This window comes from Cysteiniphilum sp. JM-1, from assembly GCF_008711525.1.
Taxonomy (GTDB): Bacteria; Pseudomonadota; Gammaproteobacteria; order Francisellales; family Francisellaceae; genus Caedibacter.
Genome location: NZ_VXKS01000008.1, coordinates 1 through 17,954 on the forward strand (window position 1 = coordinate 1; position 17,954 = coordinate 17,954).

General features: G+C 39.7%; 14 protein-coding genes. 5 read left to right on the forward strand and 9 right to left on the reverse strand.

Annotation, left to right across the window (positions count from 1 at the left end):
* Positions 1-596 (reverse strand): DUF6444 domain-containing protein (locus F3D68_RS04950; RefSeq protein ID WP_224728240.1); only part of this gene is annotated, 596 nt, incomplete at its 3' end.
* Between the two features lie 217 nt (positions 597-813).
* On the opposite strand from F3D68_RS04950, the gene F3D68_RS04955 reads away from it, so the two are divergent.
* Positions 814-2,685: an APC family permease gene (locus F3D68_RS04955; protein ID WP_151193348.1), complete on the forward strand. Its 1,872-nt coding sequence runs from the start codon at positions 814-816 to the stop codon at positions 2,683-2,685.
* Between the two features lie 46 nt (positions 2,686-2,731).
* Here the strand turns inward: F3D68_RS04955 and F3D68_RS04960 are convergent, their stop codons facing one another.
* The 5 genes from F3D68_RS04960 to F3D68_RS04980 form a co-directional block, all read right to left on the reverse strand.
* Positions 2,732-4,234 carry an APC family permease gene (locus F3D68_RS04960; RefSeq protein WP_151193349.1) on the reverse strand — a complete coding sequence of 501 codons (1,503 nt, stop codon included), beginning with the start codon at positions 4,232-4,234 and terminating at the stop codon, positions 2,732-2,734.
* Between the two features lie 266 nt (positions 4,235-4,500).
* On the reverse strand, positions 4,501-5,697 hold the full coding sequence (locus F3D68_RS04965) for an NAD(P)/FAD-dependent oxidoreductase (protein WP_224728241.1): 1,197 nt from the start codon (positions 5,695-5,697) through the stop codon (positions 4,501-4,503).
* Positions 5,697-6,845 carry an N-acetylglucosamine-6-phosphate deacetylase gene (nagA, locus tag F3D68_RS04970; protein ID WP_151193351.1) on the reverse strand — a complete coding sequence of 383 codons (1,149 nt, stop codon included), beginning with the start codon at positions 6,843-6,845 and terminating at the stop codon, positions 5,697-5,699. The genes F3D68_RS04965 and nagA overlap by 1 nt, the downstream gene beginning before the upstream one ends.
* A 3-nt stretch (positions 6,846-6,848) precedes the next feature.
* Positions 6,849-7,880, reverse strand: coding sequence for an SIS domain-containing protein (locus F3D68_RS04975; RefSeq protein WP_224728242.1), 1,032 nt, complete (start codon positions 7,878-7,880; stop codon positions 6,849-6,851).
* A gap of 102 nt (positions 7,881-7,982) precedes the next feature.
* A complete protein-coding gene (locus F3D68_RS04980) occupies positions 7,983-8,426 on the reverse strand; it encodes a bacterioferritin (protein ID WP_151193352.1) in 444 nt (147 codons plus the stop codon).
* Positions 8,427-8,599: 173 nt separating this feature from the next.
* Here F3D68_RS04980 and F3D68_RS04985 point away from each other — a divergent pair, with 173 nt between their 5' ends.
* Positions 8,600-9,289 (forward strand): TerC family protein, encoded by a 690-nt coding sequence (locus F3D68_RS04985; RefSeq protein ID WP_191092707.1) that lies wholly within the window; start codon positions 8,600-8,602, stop codon positions 9,287-9,289.
* A 514-nt stretch (positions 9,290-9,803) separates the two neighbouring features.
* The gene (locus tag F3D68_RS04990) at positions 9,804-10,760 is read left to right on the forward strand and encodes a LysR family transcriptional regulator (protein ID WP_151193354.1); all 957 of its coding nucleotides are present in this window, start codon (positions 9,804-9,806) and stop codon (positions 10,758-10,760) included.
* Here the strand turns inward: F3D68_RS04990 and asd are convergent.
* From asd to acs, 3 genes are all read right to left on the reverse strand, one after another.
* Complete coding sequence (asd, locus tag F3D68_RS04995) at positions 10,734-11,825, reverse strand: aspartate-semialdehyde dehydrogenase (protein WP_151193434.1); 1,092 nt, start codon at positions 11,823-11,825, stop codon at positions 10,734-10,736. The genes F3D68_RS04990 and asd overlap by 27 nt on opposite strands.
* A gap of 177 nt (positions 11,826-12,002) precedes the next feature.
* Complete coding sequence (locus tag F3D68_RS05000) at positions 12,003-12,791, reverse strand: beta-ketoacyl synthase chain length factor (protein WP_151193355.1); 789 nt, start codon at positions 12,789-12,791, stop codon at positions 12,003-12,005.
* Positions 12,792-12,797: 6 nt separating this feature from the next.
* Entirely contained in the window at positions 12,798-14,711 is a 1,914-nt protein-coding gene (gene acs / locus F3D68_RS05005) for an acetate--CoA ligase (protein WP_151193356.1), read from the reverse strand.
* Between the two features lie 254 nt (positions 14,712-14,965).
* Here acs and F3D68_RS05010 point away from each other — a divergent pair, with 254 nt between their 5' ends.
* Both F3D68_RS05010 and F3D68_RS05015 read left to right on the forward strand, forming a co-directional pair.
* Entirely contained in the window at positions 14,966-16,972 is a 2,007-nt protein-coding gene (locus tag F3D68_RS05010) for a glycosyl hydrolase family 18 protein (protein WP_151193357.1), read from the forward strand.
* 27 nt (positions 16,973-16,999) lie between these two features.
* Positions 17,000-17,854, forward strand: coding sequence for a substrate-binding periplasmic protein (locus F3D68_RS05015; protein WP_151193358.1), 855 nt, complete (start codon positions 17,000-17,002; stop codon positions 17,852-17,854).
* Positions 17,855-17,954: the final 100 nt, after the last annotated feature.

A 17,954-nucleotide genomic window follows, 5' to 3' on the forward strand; every position in this document is an offset into this window, starting at 1 on the left:
CTGACACCAAATAAATCCTCTAACAACTGCTGAGTTCGTTGTTCAGGAATCAAGTGTTGATTTTGCAGATACGTCGTATAGCTTTTTAGGTTATTACCATACTGCACTGGCGCATTAATGCCCTCTGGAAAACTTGCCGTCGTATATTTCTGACAATTCGGGCAGCACTTTTTCTCATGACAATATTCAATCACCTTAAGCTTTGGCATTTGAGGTAGATCATGCAACTGGCGTCTTACATAGCCTTGTGCTTTTGTGTCACTTAAATCGCTCTGGCAATGATCGCAACTCGTTACAGATTTAGTCACGACTTCATCTGGTTTAGCTTGCCCAAGATTGTTACCATTATGACCTCTTTGACCACCTGATTGCTTCTTGGTAGTCTTGGACTTAAGTTTACCTTTCTCGCTGACACTGCTATTTTTGTTAGGACGTGACAAACCATCGCTTGAAGGCGGCTTTGAGCTGTTACGACTATTCTTAGAAAGCCGCTTCTTAAGTTGCTCAATTTCCTCTTTTAATCGAGCATTTTCACGCTCAAGCGTGTCGATTCTAGCCAATAGCTCTTGAATCATTTTTTCTAGTTTCATATCCATCTATCAAATTACGCCATATTTATTTGCAAATGAAAACATCAAATCTGGAAAAATTTCCAAAAATTACTGTTTATCAAAATCTAACCTGCTGGGTAGTTACCTTTTTTTACTTTTTTTCTTTCTCTGTCTTTTTAGATATTCTGCCAACATTGCCTAAAAAATAAAAATAGTGTAAATTCGCGGACTTAACCGATGAGAAACACGATGGATTTCACTTATGAAATTAGGACGCATTTTTTTTGGCGACCCTATTCCCAAAGCCCAAGCTGAAGAGCATGCTTTATCAAAAAAACATGCATTAGCTATTTTTTCTTCCGATGCACTATCCTCCGTAGCATATGCAACTGGTGAGATTTTAACTGTGCTTATCTTAGCAGGTACCGCAGCCCTAGCGATGTCGATGCATATCGCTATTTTTATTGCCATTTTGATTGTTGTCGTTGGCGTATCCTACAAACAAGCCATTGATGCTTATCCTGAAGGCGGTGGCGCATACATTGTGGCACGCGAGAATTTAGGCACCTTTATGGGGCTTCTTGCCGCAGGTGCGCTGATGCTTGATTATATTTTAACGGTGGCGGTGAGTGTCTCGGCAGGCATTTTAGCAATTACTTCGGCTTTTCCTGAAGTACAATCACATGCTGAGCTCATGGCTGTTATCGCGATTATTTTTATCATGTGGATGAACCTGCGCGGCATGAAAGAATCAGCTTCTGCCTTTATGTGGCCAACTTATGCTTTCGTTGTCGTTATATTATCGATGGTTGGCATTGGGCTTTATCGCTATCTCACTGGCAATTTACCTCCTGTTGATTACTCACATGCGACAGATCTTATGGCGCCATTAACAGGGATCTTAACCTTGACACTCATTCTGCGCGCCTTTTCATCAGGATGTTCAGCAATGACGGGAATCGAGGCTGTTGCTAATGGTGTGATGTCATTTAAACAGCCGCGTGCTAAAAACGCATCGATTACCTTAATGGTGTTGATCGTACTCTTGATTTCGATGTTTTTAGGAATCTCATTTCTTGCATCTAAACTAGAGTTACAGCCTTTAACCGATCAGAGTTTATTATCGCAAATCGGACACAATATTTTTGGTGGTGGCGTATTTTATTATCTATTACAAACAGTTACCTGTTTAATCTTATTACTCGCAGCTAACACCTCTTTTGCGGGCTTCCCACTCCTAACTTCAATGATTAGTAAAGATGGTTACCTACCAAGACAACTACAAAACGTTGGTGATCGCTTAGCCTTTAGTAATGGTATTTTGGCACTTGCTGTTTTTGCTTGTGTGTTAATTATTGTCTTTCAAGCCAATACCAGTGCGCTTATTCCGCTATACTCCATTGGTGTATTTTTAGCCTTCACCCTCTGCCAAGCAGGTCTTGTGCGCGTATGGTATAACCGTCGTCGCACGGTCAAAAGCTGGTGGATCAAAGCAAGCATCAATAGCTTCGGTTGTCTTTGTACTTTCATTGCCGTCATTGTCGTTATTGAGTCTAAATTTTTTGAAGGTGCGTGGATTATCATCATTGCTTTGCCGCTATTAATTTTGATGTTTTATCGTATTGCTCACCATTATCGTTTAGCGGATCAAGAGCTATCATTAAGTGCTGATACCGGTTTAATTGAAACCTCATTACAAAAAGACACACAATTAAAAGTGATTGTGCCTGTATCAAAATTACATAAAGGCACGATTGCAGCGCTTAGTTTTGCGCGCAAGATATCGCCTGATATCACACCTGTAACCATCAACATCAACCCTGAAAAAACCGCACGCTTACAAAAACAATGGAATGAATTAAACTTCCCTGAAGAGCTTGTTGTTTTAGATTCGCAATATCAATCGCTATCAAGACCATTAATCAAGTTTATTCGTCGCACGGATTTAACTGAGCCTGAGCGAGGATTGGCTGTCTTGGTTCTTCCTAAAGCAGAAACTACCAAACTATGGCATACATTCCTGCATAATCAAAAAACTGCCCTGTTACGTTGGGGCTTAAAAAGTGTGAGCAAAACCGAGACCAAAGGCCAAGCACGAATTATTGTTGAAGTTCCTTATCAACTAACTGTTTAGCACAGCTTCCTGTAGGGGCGTATTGTATACGCCCAGATATATATTATTAATCTTCAATCACTCGATTTAAATCACCATGCTCTTTACACATTGCAACATAAGACTTAGTCGTGATTAATATATAAAAAATGATAGATATAATTGCAACAAACCAGATATTTGGCACGATATACAATAACCATAGGTAAGCAATAAATGGCAGAATAAACAATAGTAGTTTTTGCACGCCAACTTTATGCTGTACGAAAGCATAGATAATCAACAAGATAGTTAATGAGCCATTAACTAGCATTAAATCATGGCTTGGAATTGTGAGCATGATAAGCCCTAAAATCACAAAGACGACCAACCCTAACCAGCGTGTTTTAGGCGCAATTGCTCCCATACTAATCGGTGCTGCCATATAGCCAACAACATGATAACCAGTGACCACAACCATCAACGCCGCCCAGCTCTCGGCATTAAATAAGACAATTGCTGCTAATACCCAGTTAATCATCATTGAGCGCTTTGAGAAGTTATACACTGGATCAAGTTTAGCAATCCAACGCGGCATTTGCCCTTCTGCTGACATTGCATAAAGCATGCGCGATGAAGCGCCAAGATAGGTATATCCCGTGCCAGATGGACTGACCACACTATCCGCCAATAACAAAATAGCTAAGAAATTCAAACCTAATAACATGGCTAAATTCAATAATGGTGATGAGAAGTTCATGCCCTGCCAGCCACCATTTTTAACCAAAAGCTCATGTGGAACGGCTGCCATAAAAGCATACTGTAAGCCCATATAAACGATCAAAATAATAAAGATCGACAAGATAATAGACAACGGCACATTACGTTTTGGATTTTTAATCTCACTGGCAAACGAGACACTGATCTGAAAGCCATTAAATGAGTAAATCAATCCCGCACCAATAATTGCCATCACCGCACTGCTAAAGCCATAATCACCATTTGTTGGTAAATTAAAGTTGTTACTCAATCCTGAGTGATCAAATGCGGCAATCAAAAAAACAGCGATGGCAAATAATGGCGTGAAAACCTTAAGCACAGTGACCACATTGTTTACTCGTGTTAACAACTTAATGCCGTAAAAGTTCACGATCAAGTAGACAAACAAAATACCTAAAGCTAAAAACTTACCACCATAAGTTAATACATGATTCTGCATCAACGCATCTGATCCAATCGCTGCAGATAAGTACTGCGTTGTTGCTTGTGCCTCAGTGGCAATCACCACCATAATGCCAAACCAGTTAGCAAATGCAAACGGCATACCAAAGATGCCATTGTGTGATAACGCGCTTGATCGTGTTGTCGCACCACGCACTGGATAAACCGCAACAACCTTTGCCAAACATAAGCCAACTAATAAGACTAAAATAGCTGCTAGAATCCATGCAAGAAACGCCCAGTTTCCTGCGATTTTTGCGGTTAATTGCGCACTAAAGAGCCAGCCTGAGCCGACCATACAAGTGGCACTTAATAAAGTTGCACTTAATAGTGATACGCCTGATTTTTTTGGTGTGAACTCTGCACCCATATTCCTCTTCCCTCTTTTAATTCTATTATTTACATTCGTTTTTATACCTTATAAATATCACAGTGCCACAAACCTCCTTTAACGAGCATTGACGATAGATATATGTTTTAAAATACAGCATTATTTTTGCCAAATACATGCCGCCCCAAGCCGACAGACTATAGCGTTATTTTTATGGCTTGTAAATATGTAACAATATGTAATAGATAAATTAACTATTTCAAAATGATTAACTTTAAATCAAATTGATTATTTATAAATCAGAATCATGCGAATTGACCAGCAGCCCACCCTGATGCCCATGCCCATTGAAAGTTATATCCACCAAGCCATCCGGCGACATCAACGACCTCGCCAATGAAATAAAGTCCTTTAATTCTGTGAGTTTCCATTGTTTTTGAAGATATTTCATCACAACTCACCCCACCTTTGGTGACTTCAGCTGTGCGATATCCTTCCGTACCACACGGTTTTATCTGCCATGATTGTAAGCATTGCATCATCTGCTCGATTTCACTATTAGAAAGATCTGCGAGCTTCTTATTAAGTAATAATTCATCCACAAATAAAGGCAACAGCCTTTTAGGTAGGTAATTTTCTAACAGTGATTTTAGGAGTGTGGCACCTTGTGATTTTTTGTGCACATGAAGCAATTCACTTAATGAGTTTATTTCTGGCAATAAGTTAATGTGCAAATAATCTCCCAGTTGCCAATAAGATGAGATCTGCAGCATCACAGGTCCACTTAAGCCGCGATGTGTAAAGAGTAAATTCTCACGAAAACTCTGATTATTACAACTGACCTCAGTAAATACAGAAACGCCTGAAAGCTCAGCATATTTTAATTTATCATGCTCACCAAGCACAAAGGGCACTAATGCCGCTGAAGTTGGCAGCACTTGAAGACCAAACTGGCGCGCAATCTCATAGCCAAAGCCTGAGGCGCCCATCGTTGGGATTGAGAGCCCTCCTGTAGCAATAACAACAGACTCGGCATGATAATCACCTGCGGTTGTTTTAACATAAAACCCAAGCTCAGCTGGTGCAACTTGATCACATTGGCGCAGCTGATTAACTGTTGTATTTAGTTTAATTTCAACCTTATATTTACGGCATTCATTTAGAAAAATATCAACGATTTCATGTGACTTACCATCACAGAAAAGCTGCCCCAAGGTTTTCTCATGGTAATTCAGCTGATAAGTGTCAACCAATGCGATAAAATCCCATTGCGTATAACGCGTTAAGGCAGACTTACAAAAATGTGGATTTTGTGATAAAAAGCGCGCCGGCTCAACATAATAATTCGTGAAATTACAGCGTCCGCCACCTGACATAAGTATCTTCTTCCCAACCTTATTAGCATGATCAAGAACCAATACTTTGCGCCCTCTTTTCGCCGCCTCAATCGCACACATAAGTCCTGAGGCACCCGCCCCAATAACAATAACATCTACTTTCATTATGACGCTTTAAATACTTGCTTAATCTGGAAATGCTTATCAACAACGACCAAATCAGCATCCGCCCCTTTTTTGATATCCCCTTTATAATGATGCATATTAAGACTCTTTGCGGCATTATAGCTCGTCATCTTAACAATTTCCGGCAAACTGCAGTCACTATATGTGAGCATGTTTTTTAATGCATTATTCATCGTCAACACACTACCGGCTAATACACCATTTTCTAGTCGTGCTTCATTATTTTTGACAATTACTTTCTGCCCACCAAGATCAAACACACCCTCGCCATGAGCTTGTGCTGACATCGCATCAGTGACCAAAAGAATACCATCCGCTCCTTTTACGCGATAAACCATATCAACGATTTCAGGTGCTAGATGCACGCCATCAACAATCAGCTCGGCAACAATCTTCTCTGACATTAATAAAGCCGTTGCTGCTCCTGGTTTACGGTGATCAATGCCACTCATCGCATTAAATAAATGCGTCGCTTGAGAACAGCCTCGATCAATTGCTGCTAGTGCCTCTTTTGCAGTGCAATTGGTGTGTCCAACCGAAGCAATCATTTGCTCACTAACACACCAATCAATCACCTGATTAGCACCCAACATCTCTGGCGCAAGTGTGATTTTTTTAACAAGGTTATTTGCCTTATGTTGCCAGCTTTTAAGCTTGGCAATCGAAGACTCTTGCAAAAACGCAGGGTTTTGCGCACCAATTTTATCCGGTGAAATAAAAGGTCCCTCTAAATGCACACCTAAGATATTGGCAAAGTGTCGACCATGAGCATGCGACTTATTAAAGTCAGCGACATTATTCAATGCTTTACTAATTGCAGCTTCAGTTTGGGTCATGGTCGTTGCCAAAAATGAAGTAACCCCTTGGCGATACAAGGATGATGTAATCACTTTTAAGGACTCAATTTCACCATCCATCACATCACAGCCACAACTGCCATGAATATGGGTATCAATAAATCCCGGAATCACCTTATCACTTTGGTGGTATTCGACGATGGGCAAATGTGAAAAGCTCGAGTGTGGCTCACCAACTGCCATGATTTTGCCACATTCAACGGCAATTTCGCCTTCTAGAACAGCATCTTTAGTGACGATTTGGGCGCCTGTTATTCGATAACTTTGCATCACTTACACCGTTTGTGTCACTTTATTGAGGTTCTCTGGCTGGTCTGGATTTAAGCCACGTGCTGTAGCAAGCTTAGCTGCCATGGTATAAAAGCTTTGAATCAACAAAATCGGATCCAATAATGGATGCAAGCTTTTGGTTGTTTCAAGGTTATGCGTACTATTAACATGTCGTGATCCAGGCATGGCAAACATCACATTAGCACCCATTTGATGCATTTTTTGCGCCAACTCGATTGTGCCCTTAGCTGATGCATCATTTTGTGCAAAAACCAAGGTTGGGAATGATTTTTTAATCAAAGCAAATGGACCATGCAGCACTTCAGCTGAGCTAAACGGCTCTGAATGCAAGCATGCTGTTTCTTTAAGCTTCAAAGCGGCTTCTTGAGCGATTGCATAACCATAACCACGACCAATAACATAGGCATCTTGTTCATCTTTTAACGCATCAATCACCACTTGCCAATCAAGATTCGCCGCTAAGGACAAATACTCAGGTAATGCATTAAGCGCTTCTTGCAAGACCTTATCTTCAGTATAAATAGCGATAAACTGTGCCAAAGCAGTCAACGCACAAATATAACTTTTGGTTGCAGCAACCGCCTTTTCTTCTCCTGCCAAGAGTGGTACGACAAAACGTGCTGCATTTGCCAATGGCGAACCTTCGACATTAACTAAGGCGACAGTCGTTGCCTGATTTTTTACACTTAAGAATGATTGCACTAAATCAGGGCTTTTACCTGATTGTGAAATACCTAAAAAAAGACTATTTGCCACCGCTGTTTGACTTTGGTAAATCGTATAAATAGATGGCGCAATCGATGCCGTAACCAATCCTATTTTACTTTCTAGCAAGTATTTCGCATAGGTTGCTGCGTGATCCGAGCTGCCGCGAGCAACGGTTGCTGCAAATGCTGGCGGATATTTCTTAAGATGCGCGCATATTTCTTGCCAAATCTTTGTATTATACTGTAATTGCTCAGCAACTTTTGAAGGCGCTGACAACGCCTCTTGATACATAATTGTTTTAGACATAAACCTTCCCCCTTAATAATAAGAGAAACTATTGTAGCAATTTAAACATAGCCATCACAAAACATTTTACAGAGTTTTTTTGTATGGCATTTTTCGCGCTTTTTAAAACGGTCTTTTAAGCATCTTTTCAACTTCACCAATATGCGTCTCTTCTTCAACGATAAGACCACGTGCATACTCTTCCAAAATGATGGATTTTGCTTCTTCTGCCAATGCTAAAAGCTCACGATATAGTTTTAACGCACCGTGCTCGTGCTCTAAACTTTCCGTTAAAATCTCATCAATATTATGCTTATGTGTTTCGGTTAAAGGTGCAATTTTAAGTGATGGATGTTCACCAAAATGGGTGATCATCTCACCAGCTTGCGTTGCATGCGTTAGACTCTCTTGTGCTTGCGCACGCATCCAACTGACAATTGGAATTCTGCCATGACCAATAATCATTAATGAATAATGCGTATAACGAACAACACCTGCCATCTCATGCTCAAGGATTGCGTTTAAAGCTTGAAAAATTTTATCCTTTTTTACAGCAACTAATTCCATTGTGTTTCTCCTGTGTATTTTAGTTGTGTTCTTGCGCTTTCAAAGTCTGCCACAAGCTGATTGCTAAAAACAAGTTAAAATAACTTAAAAATAATTGCCGTAGCAAGTTTACATATAATGCCATATGCATTTATCATTTGTGCCGTCATTATACATTAAAGAGGATACCTAGATTGGACGTTCCGCTGGAACTTATTACAAGCTTTTTAACCATCACCGCACTTGAGACTATCTTAGCGATTGATAATTTATTGTTTATTTATCTTGTAACTGCCAAACTTCCCGTTCACCAACAACGTAAAGCGCAAATAACTGCTATTTCATTGGCAGCAATAATGCGTATCGTCTCATTACTTTTTATTAGTCTAATCATGCAGTGGACAATACCGATTTTTTCCATTTTTGGTAATGGCATTAGCATTAAAGATATGATTTTAATCATCGGTGGATTGTTTTTACTGTGTAAAGCACTACATGAAATCTATCTATTATACCGCCCTAAAACCGTTTCAACACAGATTGCCAAAAACATACTAAGCGCAATTGCGCAGATTATTTTAATCGATGCAGTTTTTTCAATCGATAGCGTGATCACTGCGATTGGTTTAAGTGACAATATTTTTGTGATTGCAGTATCTATTCTTGCCTCATGCGCGATTATGTTATTAGCTTCACGCTTTTTAATAAAATTAACACATTCACTACAACTGAAATTAATCGCGTTGACTTCACTTATTTTTATAGGCTTGATCCTAATGGCAGCAGGCATAGACATCGTCATCGACAAATCATATCTTTTGGTAGCGCTTGGCTTTTCTATTGTTATTTTCATTTTTCAAACATCACTTAAAAAGAAAACTTAAGCCAAATGCCTATATATTTACCTTATATCTCTGCAGAGTATGCGCTGATCTCTTATGGCTAATCAGAAATCAACGGCTTGCATTAAGCTTTTAAACACTATAGTATTAGCTACCGTAGGTGCCAGAGAAAAACAAGCAGTAGCGCACTCCCCCTAGCGTGATTCACACGGATGTTTTCTGACTTGCTTGCACCTACACTCACTCAAAACCCTCCCATAAAAACACTCGATGACATTGACTGATACCCATCGCAAACCAATTTACAGCATTTCTGTCATTGAACTTTTCGCACTTTTAGGCAATTGGCTCTTGCCAATAGCGAATGCGTTAAGAAATAATGAACAGTTTCATTGTTTTAGCAAATGAGCGCCCAAAGACTCTGTCAAGGGCAGCTATTACCCGCAATCCAATTGCCCAAAATTATCAAAAATTTCTTCGACATTAAACACCGCAAAATGATTTACGATGGGTATGAAAGCTATTTATAATACGTCTACATTAGATCCTCGGCTCAATGCAAACCAATAAAATGGCGTATAACTTAACCTACAAACAAATTCAAATTTTTTTACAAGTGGTTGAAACAGAAAACCTAACGGAAGCAGCCAACTTACTCCACTTAACGCAACCTGCCGTCACCAAACAAATCAAAAGCTTAGAAATGGACGTTGGCAAGAAGCTCTTTTATTTTAATGGGCGCAAGTCACTCTTAACCGCCGAGGGAGAAAGCTTTCTGCCCTATGCGCGCGAAATTCAAGCGTCATTTAAAAAGTTGCTATATCATTTATCGCATGAAAACAAAGACTATAAATTAAACCTTGTTGTCTCACCTATTTATGATGAATGGATTATTCAGATATTAAAGCAAGTGAAAAAATCACACCCCAAACTGAATTACAACATCAACTTTACAACCCTTGATTATACGGCATTATATGAGCGTTATGATGGTGATTTAATTATTGCCTCCCGTGATATTTTGGATAAAAAATATTACAACGAAAAAGTCTGCAATTTAGAAAACTCGCTAGTCTGCTCAAGCGATAATCATGAATTATTAAATAACTTAAACATTGATAATATCTTCAAACAAACCTTTATCACCCTTAAACTGCAATCGCTACTTTATGAGCAAACAATAAAGTCCGTACCCAAAAATACAGACATCTCGATTTTCTCAAATGCGCAAGTTGCTAAAAAAGCCATTGTTGCCAATTTAGGTATTGGCTGGTTGCCTGATTTTATTTTACAAAAGGAAATTAAAGATGGTCGTTTGATTCGTATTGCTGACGCATTAAAAGCCAAGGGGGCTTCTGCCAATGATCTGCAAAAAGTCACCATGAAAGGATTTACTGCCTACTTGGCATACCATTTAGATAAGCCGATCAATAAGGTGATGCGTGAATTTATTCAAGCGCTGTTTGAATTATCAACTTCGGCTAATTTAAATTTGAGTAAGGCAAATATTTAACATTCTTCTTAAGGGTTCAGCCGCCCCCCACAACAGTTGATCGCCCACAGTAAAAAGCTGAATATGTCGATCTGAAAGATTAGTCTTTTTCAAGCGTCCAACCGCAATATCCAAGGTATTACTCACTGACATCGGCGTTAAATGCTGAGCGGTTTGTTTAGGATCATTATCAACAAAACGCACCCATTCATTGGCACTTTTTATTTTTTGTTCTATTTCTTTCAAATCAATCGATTGTTTAAGCTCAATCGTCAGCGCCTGACTATGCGCTCTTAACACAGGGACGCGCACACAAATACCATCAATTGGCAAGGTGGGTGATCGCTGTAAAATCTTGTTCATTTCTGCTTGCGCTTTCCACTCTTCTTTGCTTTGCCCATTTGCTAATGGTACATCAATAAAGGGCAGAATATTATATGCCATCGGCGTCAAAAACTCCGTACATGGAAAATTGCTAGCAGTCACTTTAGTGTGAATATTACGCTCAAGCTTCAAACTATCTGTCATATCAACATCATTAGCTAAAGACGTTTGCTTAACAAGCTCAATCATCGCCTTAGCACCGGCACCAGACACTGCCTGATAGCTCATGACGGAAATCCAATTAATGAGATCTTCTTGAAGTAAGCCTTGAATCGCTAGCATCATCAAACTCACGGTGCAATTACCACCAACAAAGTTTTTAACTCCACTTGCTAAAGCGCTATCAATCACATCACGATTAATAGGATCCAATACAATCACACTACCCTCATCCATGCGCAGATGTGAAGCCGCATCAATCCAATACCCCTGCCAACCGTTAGCTCTCAATTTAGGTAGAATCTCAGCGGTATAATCACTACCTTGGCATGTGACGATAATCTCCATTTGCATCAAGCTATCCATGGCATATGCATCTTGTAATCGTTGAGTGCCAACACCAAGGACATCCACTTGTTGATCTTTTTGTGATGTGCTAAAGAAAACAGGATTGAATGACGCAAAGTCATTATTTTGATGCATGCGTTCAAGCAACACTGACCCAACCATACCACGCCAACCGATAAAGCCAACGCTCTTCATTTGTTTTTTAATCATATTTCCCTCATCAACTTTATCTAAGTAATTATGCGAATATTATCAGGTATTTTTTGGATTCTCGGATCAAGTCCGAGAATGACAATGAATCGTCATATTCGAGCTTGACTCGAATATCCATGATTACCAATAAACTATTGTCTAAGCACGTATTTCCGTACTCTACTCCCCATTATTTTTATACCAATTAAACTGCCAAAATGCACTGTCTTGTTTAAGATTGTTATCAAACTGATCACACACCCATGCCAAAAATATTAAAGCAGGTGGAAAGACAGCAGTTTGCGCGGCTATGTCTTTCTTTATTTCGGCTTTAGTGCTTGGTGATAAGTCCAAGCGACAGGTGAAGCCCTCTTTTGTTGTATGCGCATAATTATCCATCACAAAAGCACAAGCATATTGCTGATCATAATCACAGTGATAGGATTTGTAACTCTCTGCCAATGGCTCATCATAGATCACCAGCAATACTTGTGAATGCGGATTAAGCTGTAAATAAGTCAATGCTTCAATAACAGCCATAAAAAAGGTATCTTTGCCACCAGCAATTGAGTTGATATTGGTTTTAATACCCTGAGATAATGACAAAAGACCAGAGGCTGTATTATGCACCGATTGCGAAAAATCCATAGGGGATAACAGCTCTTTTTGGGCAATCTGCCTAAGTAGCGATTGCACACGATTAACCTCACCATGCTGTGAGGCAAACACCGTATAATCAATTACGAGATTTTCTGCAGATTGCGCAAAACAAGCTAAAGCCACCTCTAGTGCTTGCTTAACACCTAAGCTTGAGCGACGCTTTAAGCTAGCAGGTACGTACGTCGTTGTAATATCACCTGAGTTTGGCAGGTCTTGTTTACACGCATGCCATTTCTGCCATTCATCTACCGTGTTAAGTGTCGGTGCCATTCCATTAAAATGGCGCAGGTTAAAAGTAAAGCTGGTCATAAATTCTTAAGACATACTCTCTGTTTTTCGATAGTCTACACGATGTAGAATCAAATCTTTAACACAACTTTCATCTGCCAACGTCGAGGTATCACCGATTTGTTGCTCTTCAAAATGGGCGATCTTTCTTAAAATGCGGCGCATAATCTTACCTGATCTTGTTTTAGGCAGCATTGGCGCCCATTGGATTACCTTAATACTGGCAATTGGCCCATAGGTTTTTCTAACCCACTGAATAATCTCTTTTTTAAGTGAATCATCCGGATTAACACCCTTTTCCAAGGTAATATATGCATAGATTACTTCACCTTTGATACTATCAGGAATACCAACAACCGCAGTTTCAGCAACCGCTGGATGTGAATCGATGACACTTTCAACCTCAGCCGTACCAATTCTATGTCCGGCAATACTAATCACATCATCTAAACGTCCAGAGATCCAATAATGATTATCTTGATCGCGATAAGCACCGTCACCAGGAAAATAATACCCAGGATAAACATTAAAATAGCTTTGCATATAGCGCTCATGATCACCCCATAAGCTACGCATCATGCCAGGCCACGGTTTTTTAATTACCAATGCACCATAATCATGCGCCTCTAATGCACCTTTGACTTCTTTAGCTGAGGTTTTATCTAAAATAGCCACATCAACACCCCAAAATGGCGTCATTGCTGAACCTGGTTTCTGCTGATGACTAAAATCAGGGCTAATCATAATGCCACCGGTTTCAGTTTGCCACCACGTATCGACAATAGCGCATTTTCCTTTGCCGACCTGTTCATGATACCAATGCCAAGCTTCGCGATTAATCGGCTCACCAACACTGCCTAAAATACGTAGAGAATCACGCCTAGTCTGAGCTAAAACAGCATCATCACCTTCGGCTTGTAGCGCACGAATTGCCGTCGGAGCCGTGTAAAAAATGCTGACTTTATACTTATCAACTACATCAAAAAAACGTGATTTTTGCGGATAACTTGGCACGCCTTCAAATAACACACTCGTGGTCGCATTAACAAGTGGTCCATACACCACATACGAATGCCCTGTAATCCAGCCGACATCTGCCGTACACCAATAGACATCATTACTCTGAATATCAAAAATATGTTTGTGTGTTGTCGCTGCATACACCAAGTACCCAGCGGTAGTATGCACCACACCTTTAGGCTTACCTGTTGAGCCTGATGTGTACAGAATAAACAATGGATCTTCAGCTTTCATCACTTCAACAGGGCAGATGGCAGGCACAGTATCCAGAAGGGCTTTGTAGTCAACATCCAGCGCATTATTCCAGTTGATTAGATTATTGGCGTATTTAATAACTAATACTTTTTCAACACTTGGGCAGCGCTTCAATGCTTCATCAACATTGGCTTTAAGTGCCACGGCTTTACCACCTCTAAAACCACCATCAGCGGTAATGATAAATTTTGATTGAGCATCATTGACTCTATCAGCAATTGCCACTGGCGAGAAACCACCAAAGATAACGGAATGTATCGCACCAATGCGCGCGCATGCCAACATAGCAACAGGGGCTTCAACAATCATCGGTAAATAAATACAGACCACATCACCTTTTTTAACACCTATTGACTTTAAGACATTGGCAAAACGATTCACCTTTTCATACAGCATTTGATAGCTTATCGACTGCCTATGCTCAGGATTATCACCCTCCCAATAAAAAGCAACTTTATCGGCATGCTTTTGCAGATGGCGATCAACACAGTTGTAACAGACGTTTAACTCACCTTCTTCAAACCATTTGATATTTCCCTCTTTGAAGCTACCACTATTAACAGTTTGCCACGGGCTTATCCAATCGATAATCTGACTTTTCTTTGCCCAAAACGCTTCCGTTTGCTCAATACTTTGTGCGTACTCTGTCAACCAGCCTTTTGACATAATCTATGACTCCTTAACCTTCCAATTTAATTCCTTAAAAAAGAGTATCAAAAAAGCCATCGATTTCCTAACACTTATGCATAGAATGTCTCTTGTCATATTCGGGCTAAGACTAAATATTCACCCACAAGTGCTCATTAACATATCTTATATCCCCATAACAACGCTTGATGCTCATTTTATCGCCTAAGTTCATCTTTTAACTTATGCTTTCCCTGTCGAGAAAATTAATTTAACCATCTATCGAGGAAAGTATGAAAAATAAAACAATCTTATCGAAAGTCATTATTGCTAGCATTATGAGCGCAGGATTAGCTGGTGTTGCGCATAGCGCTCATTTTACTTACCCTGAAAATATCGCCAATTATCAAATGGGCGATACCGTAACGAATAATGGTAAAACCTATGAATGTATTGGTGGATCTTGGTGTACACAATCGCATAATGAACCTGGTGTTGCCGGACTTGAACATTGGTGGCAATCTGCGTGGCAAGAAACCGGCACACCAAGCCCAGATCCAGATCCAACGCCTGATCCACAACCAGAACCAACACCAGTGCCTGAACAGTGCATGGGGGACATTCCAAGCAATCCACAAGCTTACAAGGGCGCTAATGATGGATATTGGGGCGGATATAGCAAAGGTGACTTTGTCCTACATGATGATCAAATATGGCAAGTAGCTAGTAACACTTGGTGGACAAATGACGTGCCAGGCACCTCAAGTGCTTGGCACGTATGCGCAGGTCACATAGTGGCTGATCTTAAAGTTACGATAAGTGGAGACACCCACGGTATCGCCGATGACCATCAAATTGCTTTAATGATCGGTGATAAGCTTCATATGATTCCACTTTCAGGCACAACTATTGGCTTAAGCAAAGGTGAACATGACTTTAGCGTTAATGATATTATTGACTTTGAAGATGGACATATCTACGTTGCACAATTAAGCACATCAAGCATTGATGCCAAAGACAAAGAGCACTACGCACTTGATATTCACTTTGATGTTCAAGAAATACCTTACAGTACACTTAATATCGATGTTGATTTTAATAATGCCGCACCAATGGCATATCCAAAGGCATCAATAGCAGGTACTAATGGCAATCAATACCAATCAGATGCACAGTATTTACAATTAGGCAATAATGTATTTAAAGTACCAAGCATTGGTAGCTATCAAATCAAAGGCGAAAGCTTCACTATGGATGGTCTAAAATACAGTGCAACACCGATTAGCATTATTGATGGCGTTATCCAAGGAGATGCAAAATTACAATATCAAGCAAAAGCAGATGAGCCACTAATGGTTGGTTATTTAACGCCTTGGAATACGCAAGTTAAAATAAGTGACGCCGTTGAACGTGGTTATAATACAATTGTACTTGCCTTTGCTGTAGTGAATGATGCTAATCCACTAACTATGACAGATCCTTGGAACATTTATGCCGATTGGCAAAATGGTGGTAACTGGCAAAACAATATGAAAAAAGATATTGAGCAAGCTAAACAAAGTGGCAAATTAAAACATGTGATCTTATCGGTTGGTGGTGAGCATAATACCTTTAAACCAAATGGTGCGGATCCAGCAGTTGTTGCACAAAACATTGTTAACTATGCTAAATCTCTAGGTGCTGATGGAATTGATTTTGATCTTGAAAATTTAGGCGGCATTGATGAAAAGAAAATGGAGTCCGATATCTATAGAACCATCCAAGCCATTAAACAAATTGATGCTGATTTTGTCATTACTGCTGCACCTCAGTTTAACCTAATCAACAATGGTGAGGTCCATCTGGTAAATACTGGAACACAGCGTATTTATGAAAAATCTGTCGCGGCTGGATTGTTTGATTATATCTTTATTCAAGAGTATAACACCGGACACTACTGTATTGATCAATTTGGCATTGGCTCGATATGCAGTGGTGCCAGTGAAACAAATATTAACCAAATGCATCCTCAATTTGTGGTTAATAGCTTTGTGCGCTTAAAGCAAATTATTCCAGCTAGTACTAAAATTATCCCAGGTCAACCTTCGGATAAAACCGCAGCAGGACTCGCTACTGTTTACAATGGTGTTTACAAAGATCGTGCTTATAGTGAGCTATGTAAAGCATACCAAACATCCAGTGTCTTTAATGACCCACAATTTGGTGGTGCGATGAGTTGGAGCATTAATCAAGACGCTGCTAATGGTTACAAATTCGTTAATGCAATCTTTGCGGATAATTGTGATAGCGTGCAAAATTAAATTCTGACAAACAAACTGTGATCATGGATGATTTCTAACACGATAAGTGCTAATGTTGATGCGGTAATTACAGCAACAGGAAGGAAACACAACATGGAAGGTAAACGGCTATTTCAACACTATTTACAAATAACCAAGATAATCGTGCTTGGTATCTGTGCCATACCAGCACTAAGCCAAGCACAAGAAAGTCACTCAACACTCAAGTTTTGCGCCGAGCCTTGGCCGCCTTATGATTACAAACACAACAATACTGTACTTGGCTCTGATGTGACGTTGAATAAGCAAGTACTAAATAAACTTGATGTCACAGCACAAGTCTATATCATGCCATGGAAACAATGCTGGCAACTTGTTAAGCAAGGTAAAATGGATGGTGCTTTGATGGTCTCTAAAAAGAAAGCTCGTGAGCCTTATGTCTATTATCCAGAGACACCGACAGCACATCTCAAATATACTTGGGTTACCAATCAAAACCATCAAAAACAATATTTTGATTTATGTCCAAATCTCAGCACGCTTAATCTCACCATTGGGCTTGTCAAAGATAATAGCTACTCAAGTGAATTATTAAGCTGTCTCGCCAAATCATATAATGCTAAGCACATCCAAACATATAACACACTTGAGCAGGCCTTAAGAATGTTAATTATGAACAAAGTCCAACTAATCCCAGCCATTCCCGAGGTTGTAGAACACTTAGATAAAGACATTAAACTTGAAGGGATTGTTATTCATCCGACACCGATTTTTAGTAAAACCTATTACACTGTATTTTCTAAAAAATCTAAATTTAGTAATGACAAATATCAAGATATAGAGGGATTGACTAAAGACTTCGCTAAAACGTTATCCTTAGCCAACAAAAAGAATCAAAGCTAATAACTAAGTACCTAAGCAATGGTTTATTGGCAATCATGGATATTCGGGTCAAGCCCGAATATGACAGTTTGTCGTCATTCTCGGACTTGATCCGAGAATC

Coding starts and splice junctions, on each gene's coding strand:
- asd (WP_151193434.1), bottom strand. CDS start 11,825: ATGAAGAGCGTTGGCTTTATCGGTTGGCGTGGTATGGTTGGGTCAGTG.
- F3D68_RS05015 (WP_151193358.1), top strand. CDS start 17,000: ATGATTTCTAACACGATAAGTGCTAATGTTGATGCGGTAATTACAGCA.
- nagA (WP_151193351.1), bottom strand. CDS start 6,845: ATGCAAAGTTATCGAATAACAGGCGCCCAAATCGTCACTAAAGATGCT.
- F3D68_RS04990 (WP_151193354.1), top strand. CDS start 9,804: ATGCAAACCAATAAAATGGCGTATAACTTAACCTACAAACAAATTCAA.
- F3D68_RS04965 (WP_224728241.1), bottom strand. CDS start 5,697: ATGAAAGTAGATGTTATTGTTATTGGGGCGGGTGCCTCAGGACTTATG.
- F3D68_RS04960 (WP_151193349.1), bottom strand. CDS start 4,234: ATGGGTGCAGAGTTCACACCAAAAAAATCAGGCGTATCACTATTAAGT.
- F3D68_RS04980 (WP_151193352.1), bottom strand. CDS start 8,426: ATGGAATTAGTTGCTGTAAAAAAGGATAAAATTTTTCAAGCTTTAAAC.
- F3D68_RS04955 (WP_151193348.1), top strand. CDS start 814: ATGAAATTAGGACGCATTTTTTTTGGCGACCCTATTCCCAAAGCCCAA.
- acs (WP_151193356.1), bottom strand. CDS start 14,711: ATGTCAAAAGGCTGGTTGACAGAGTACGCACAAAGTATTGAGCAAACG.
- F3D68_RS05010 (WP_151193357.1), top strand. CDS start 14,966: ATGAAAAATAAAACAATCTTATCGAAAGTCATTATTGCTAGCATTATG.
- F3D68_RS04975 (WP_224728242.1), bottom strand. CDS start 7,880: ATGTCTAAAACAATTATGTATCAAGAGGCGTTGTCAGCGCCTTCAAAA.
- F3D68_RS05000 (WP_151193355.1), bottom strand. CDS start 12,791: ATGACCAGCTTTACTTTTAACCTGCGCCATTTTAATGGAATGGCACCG.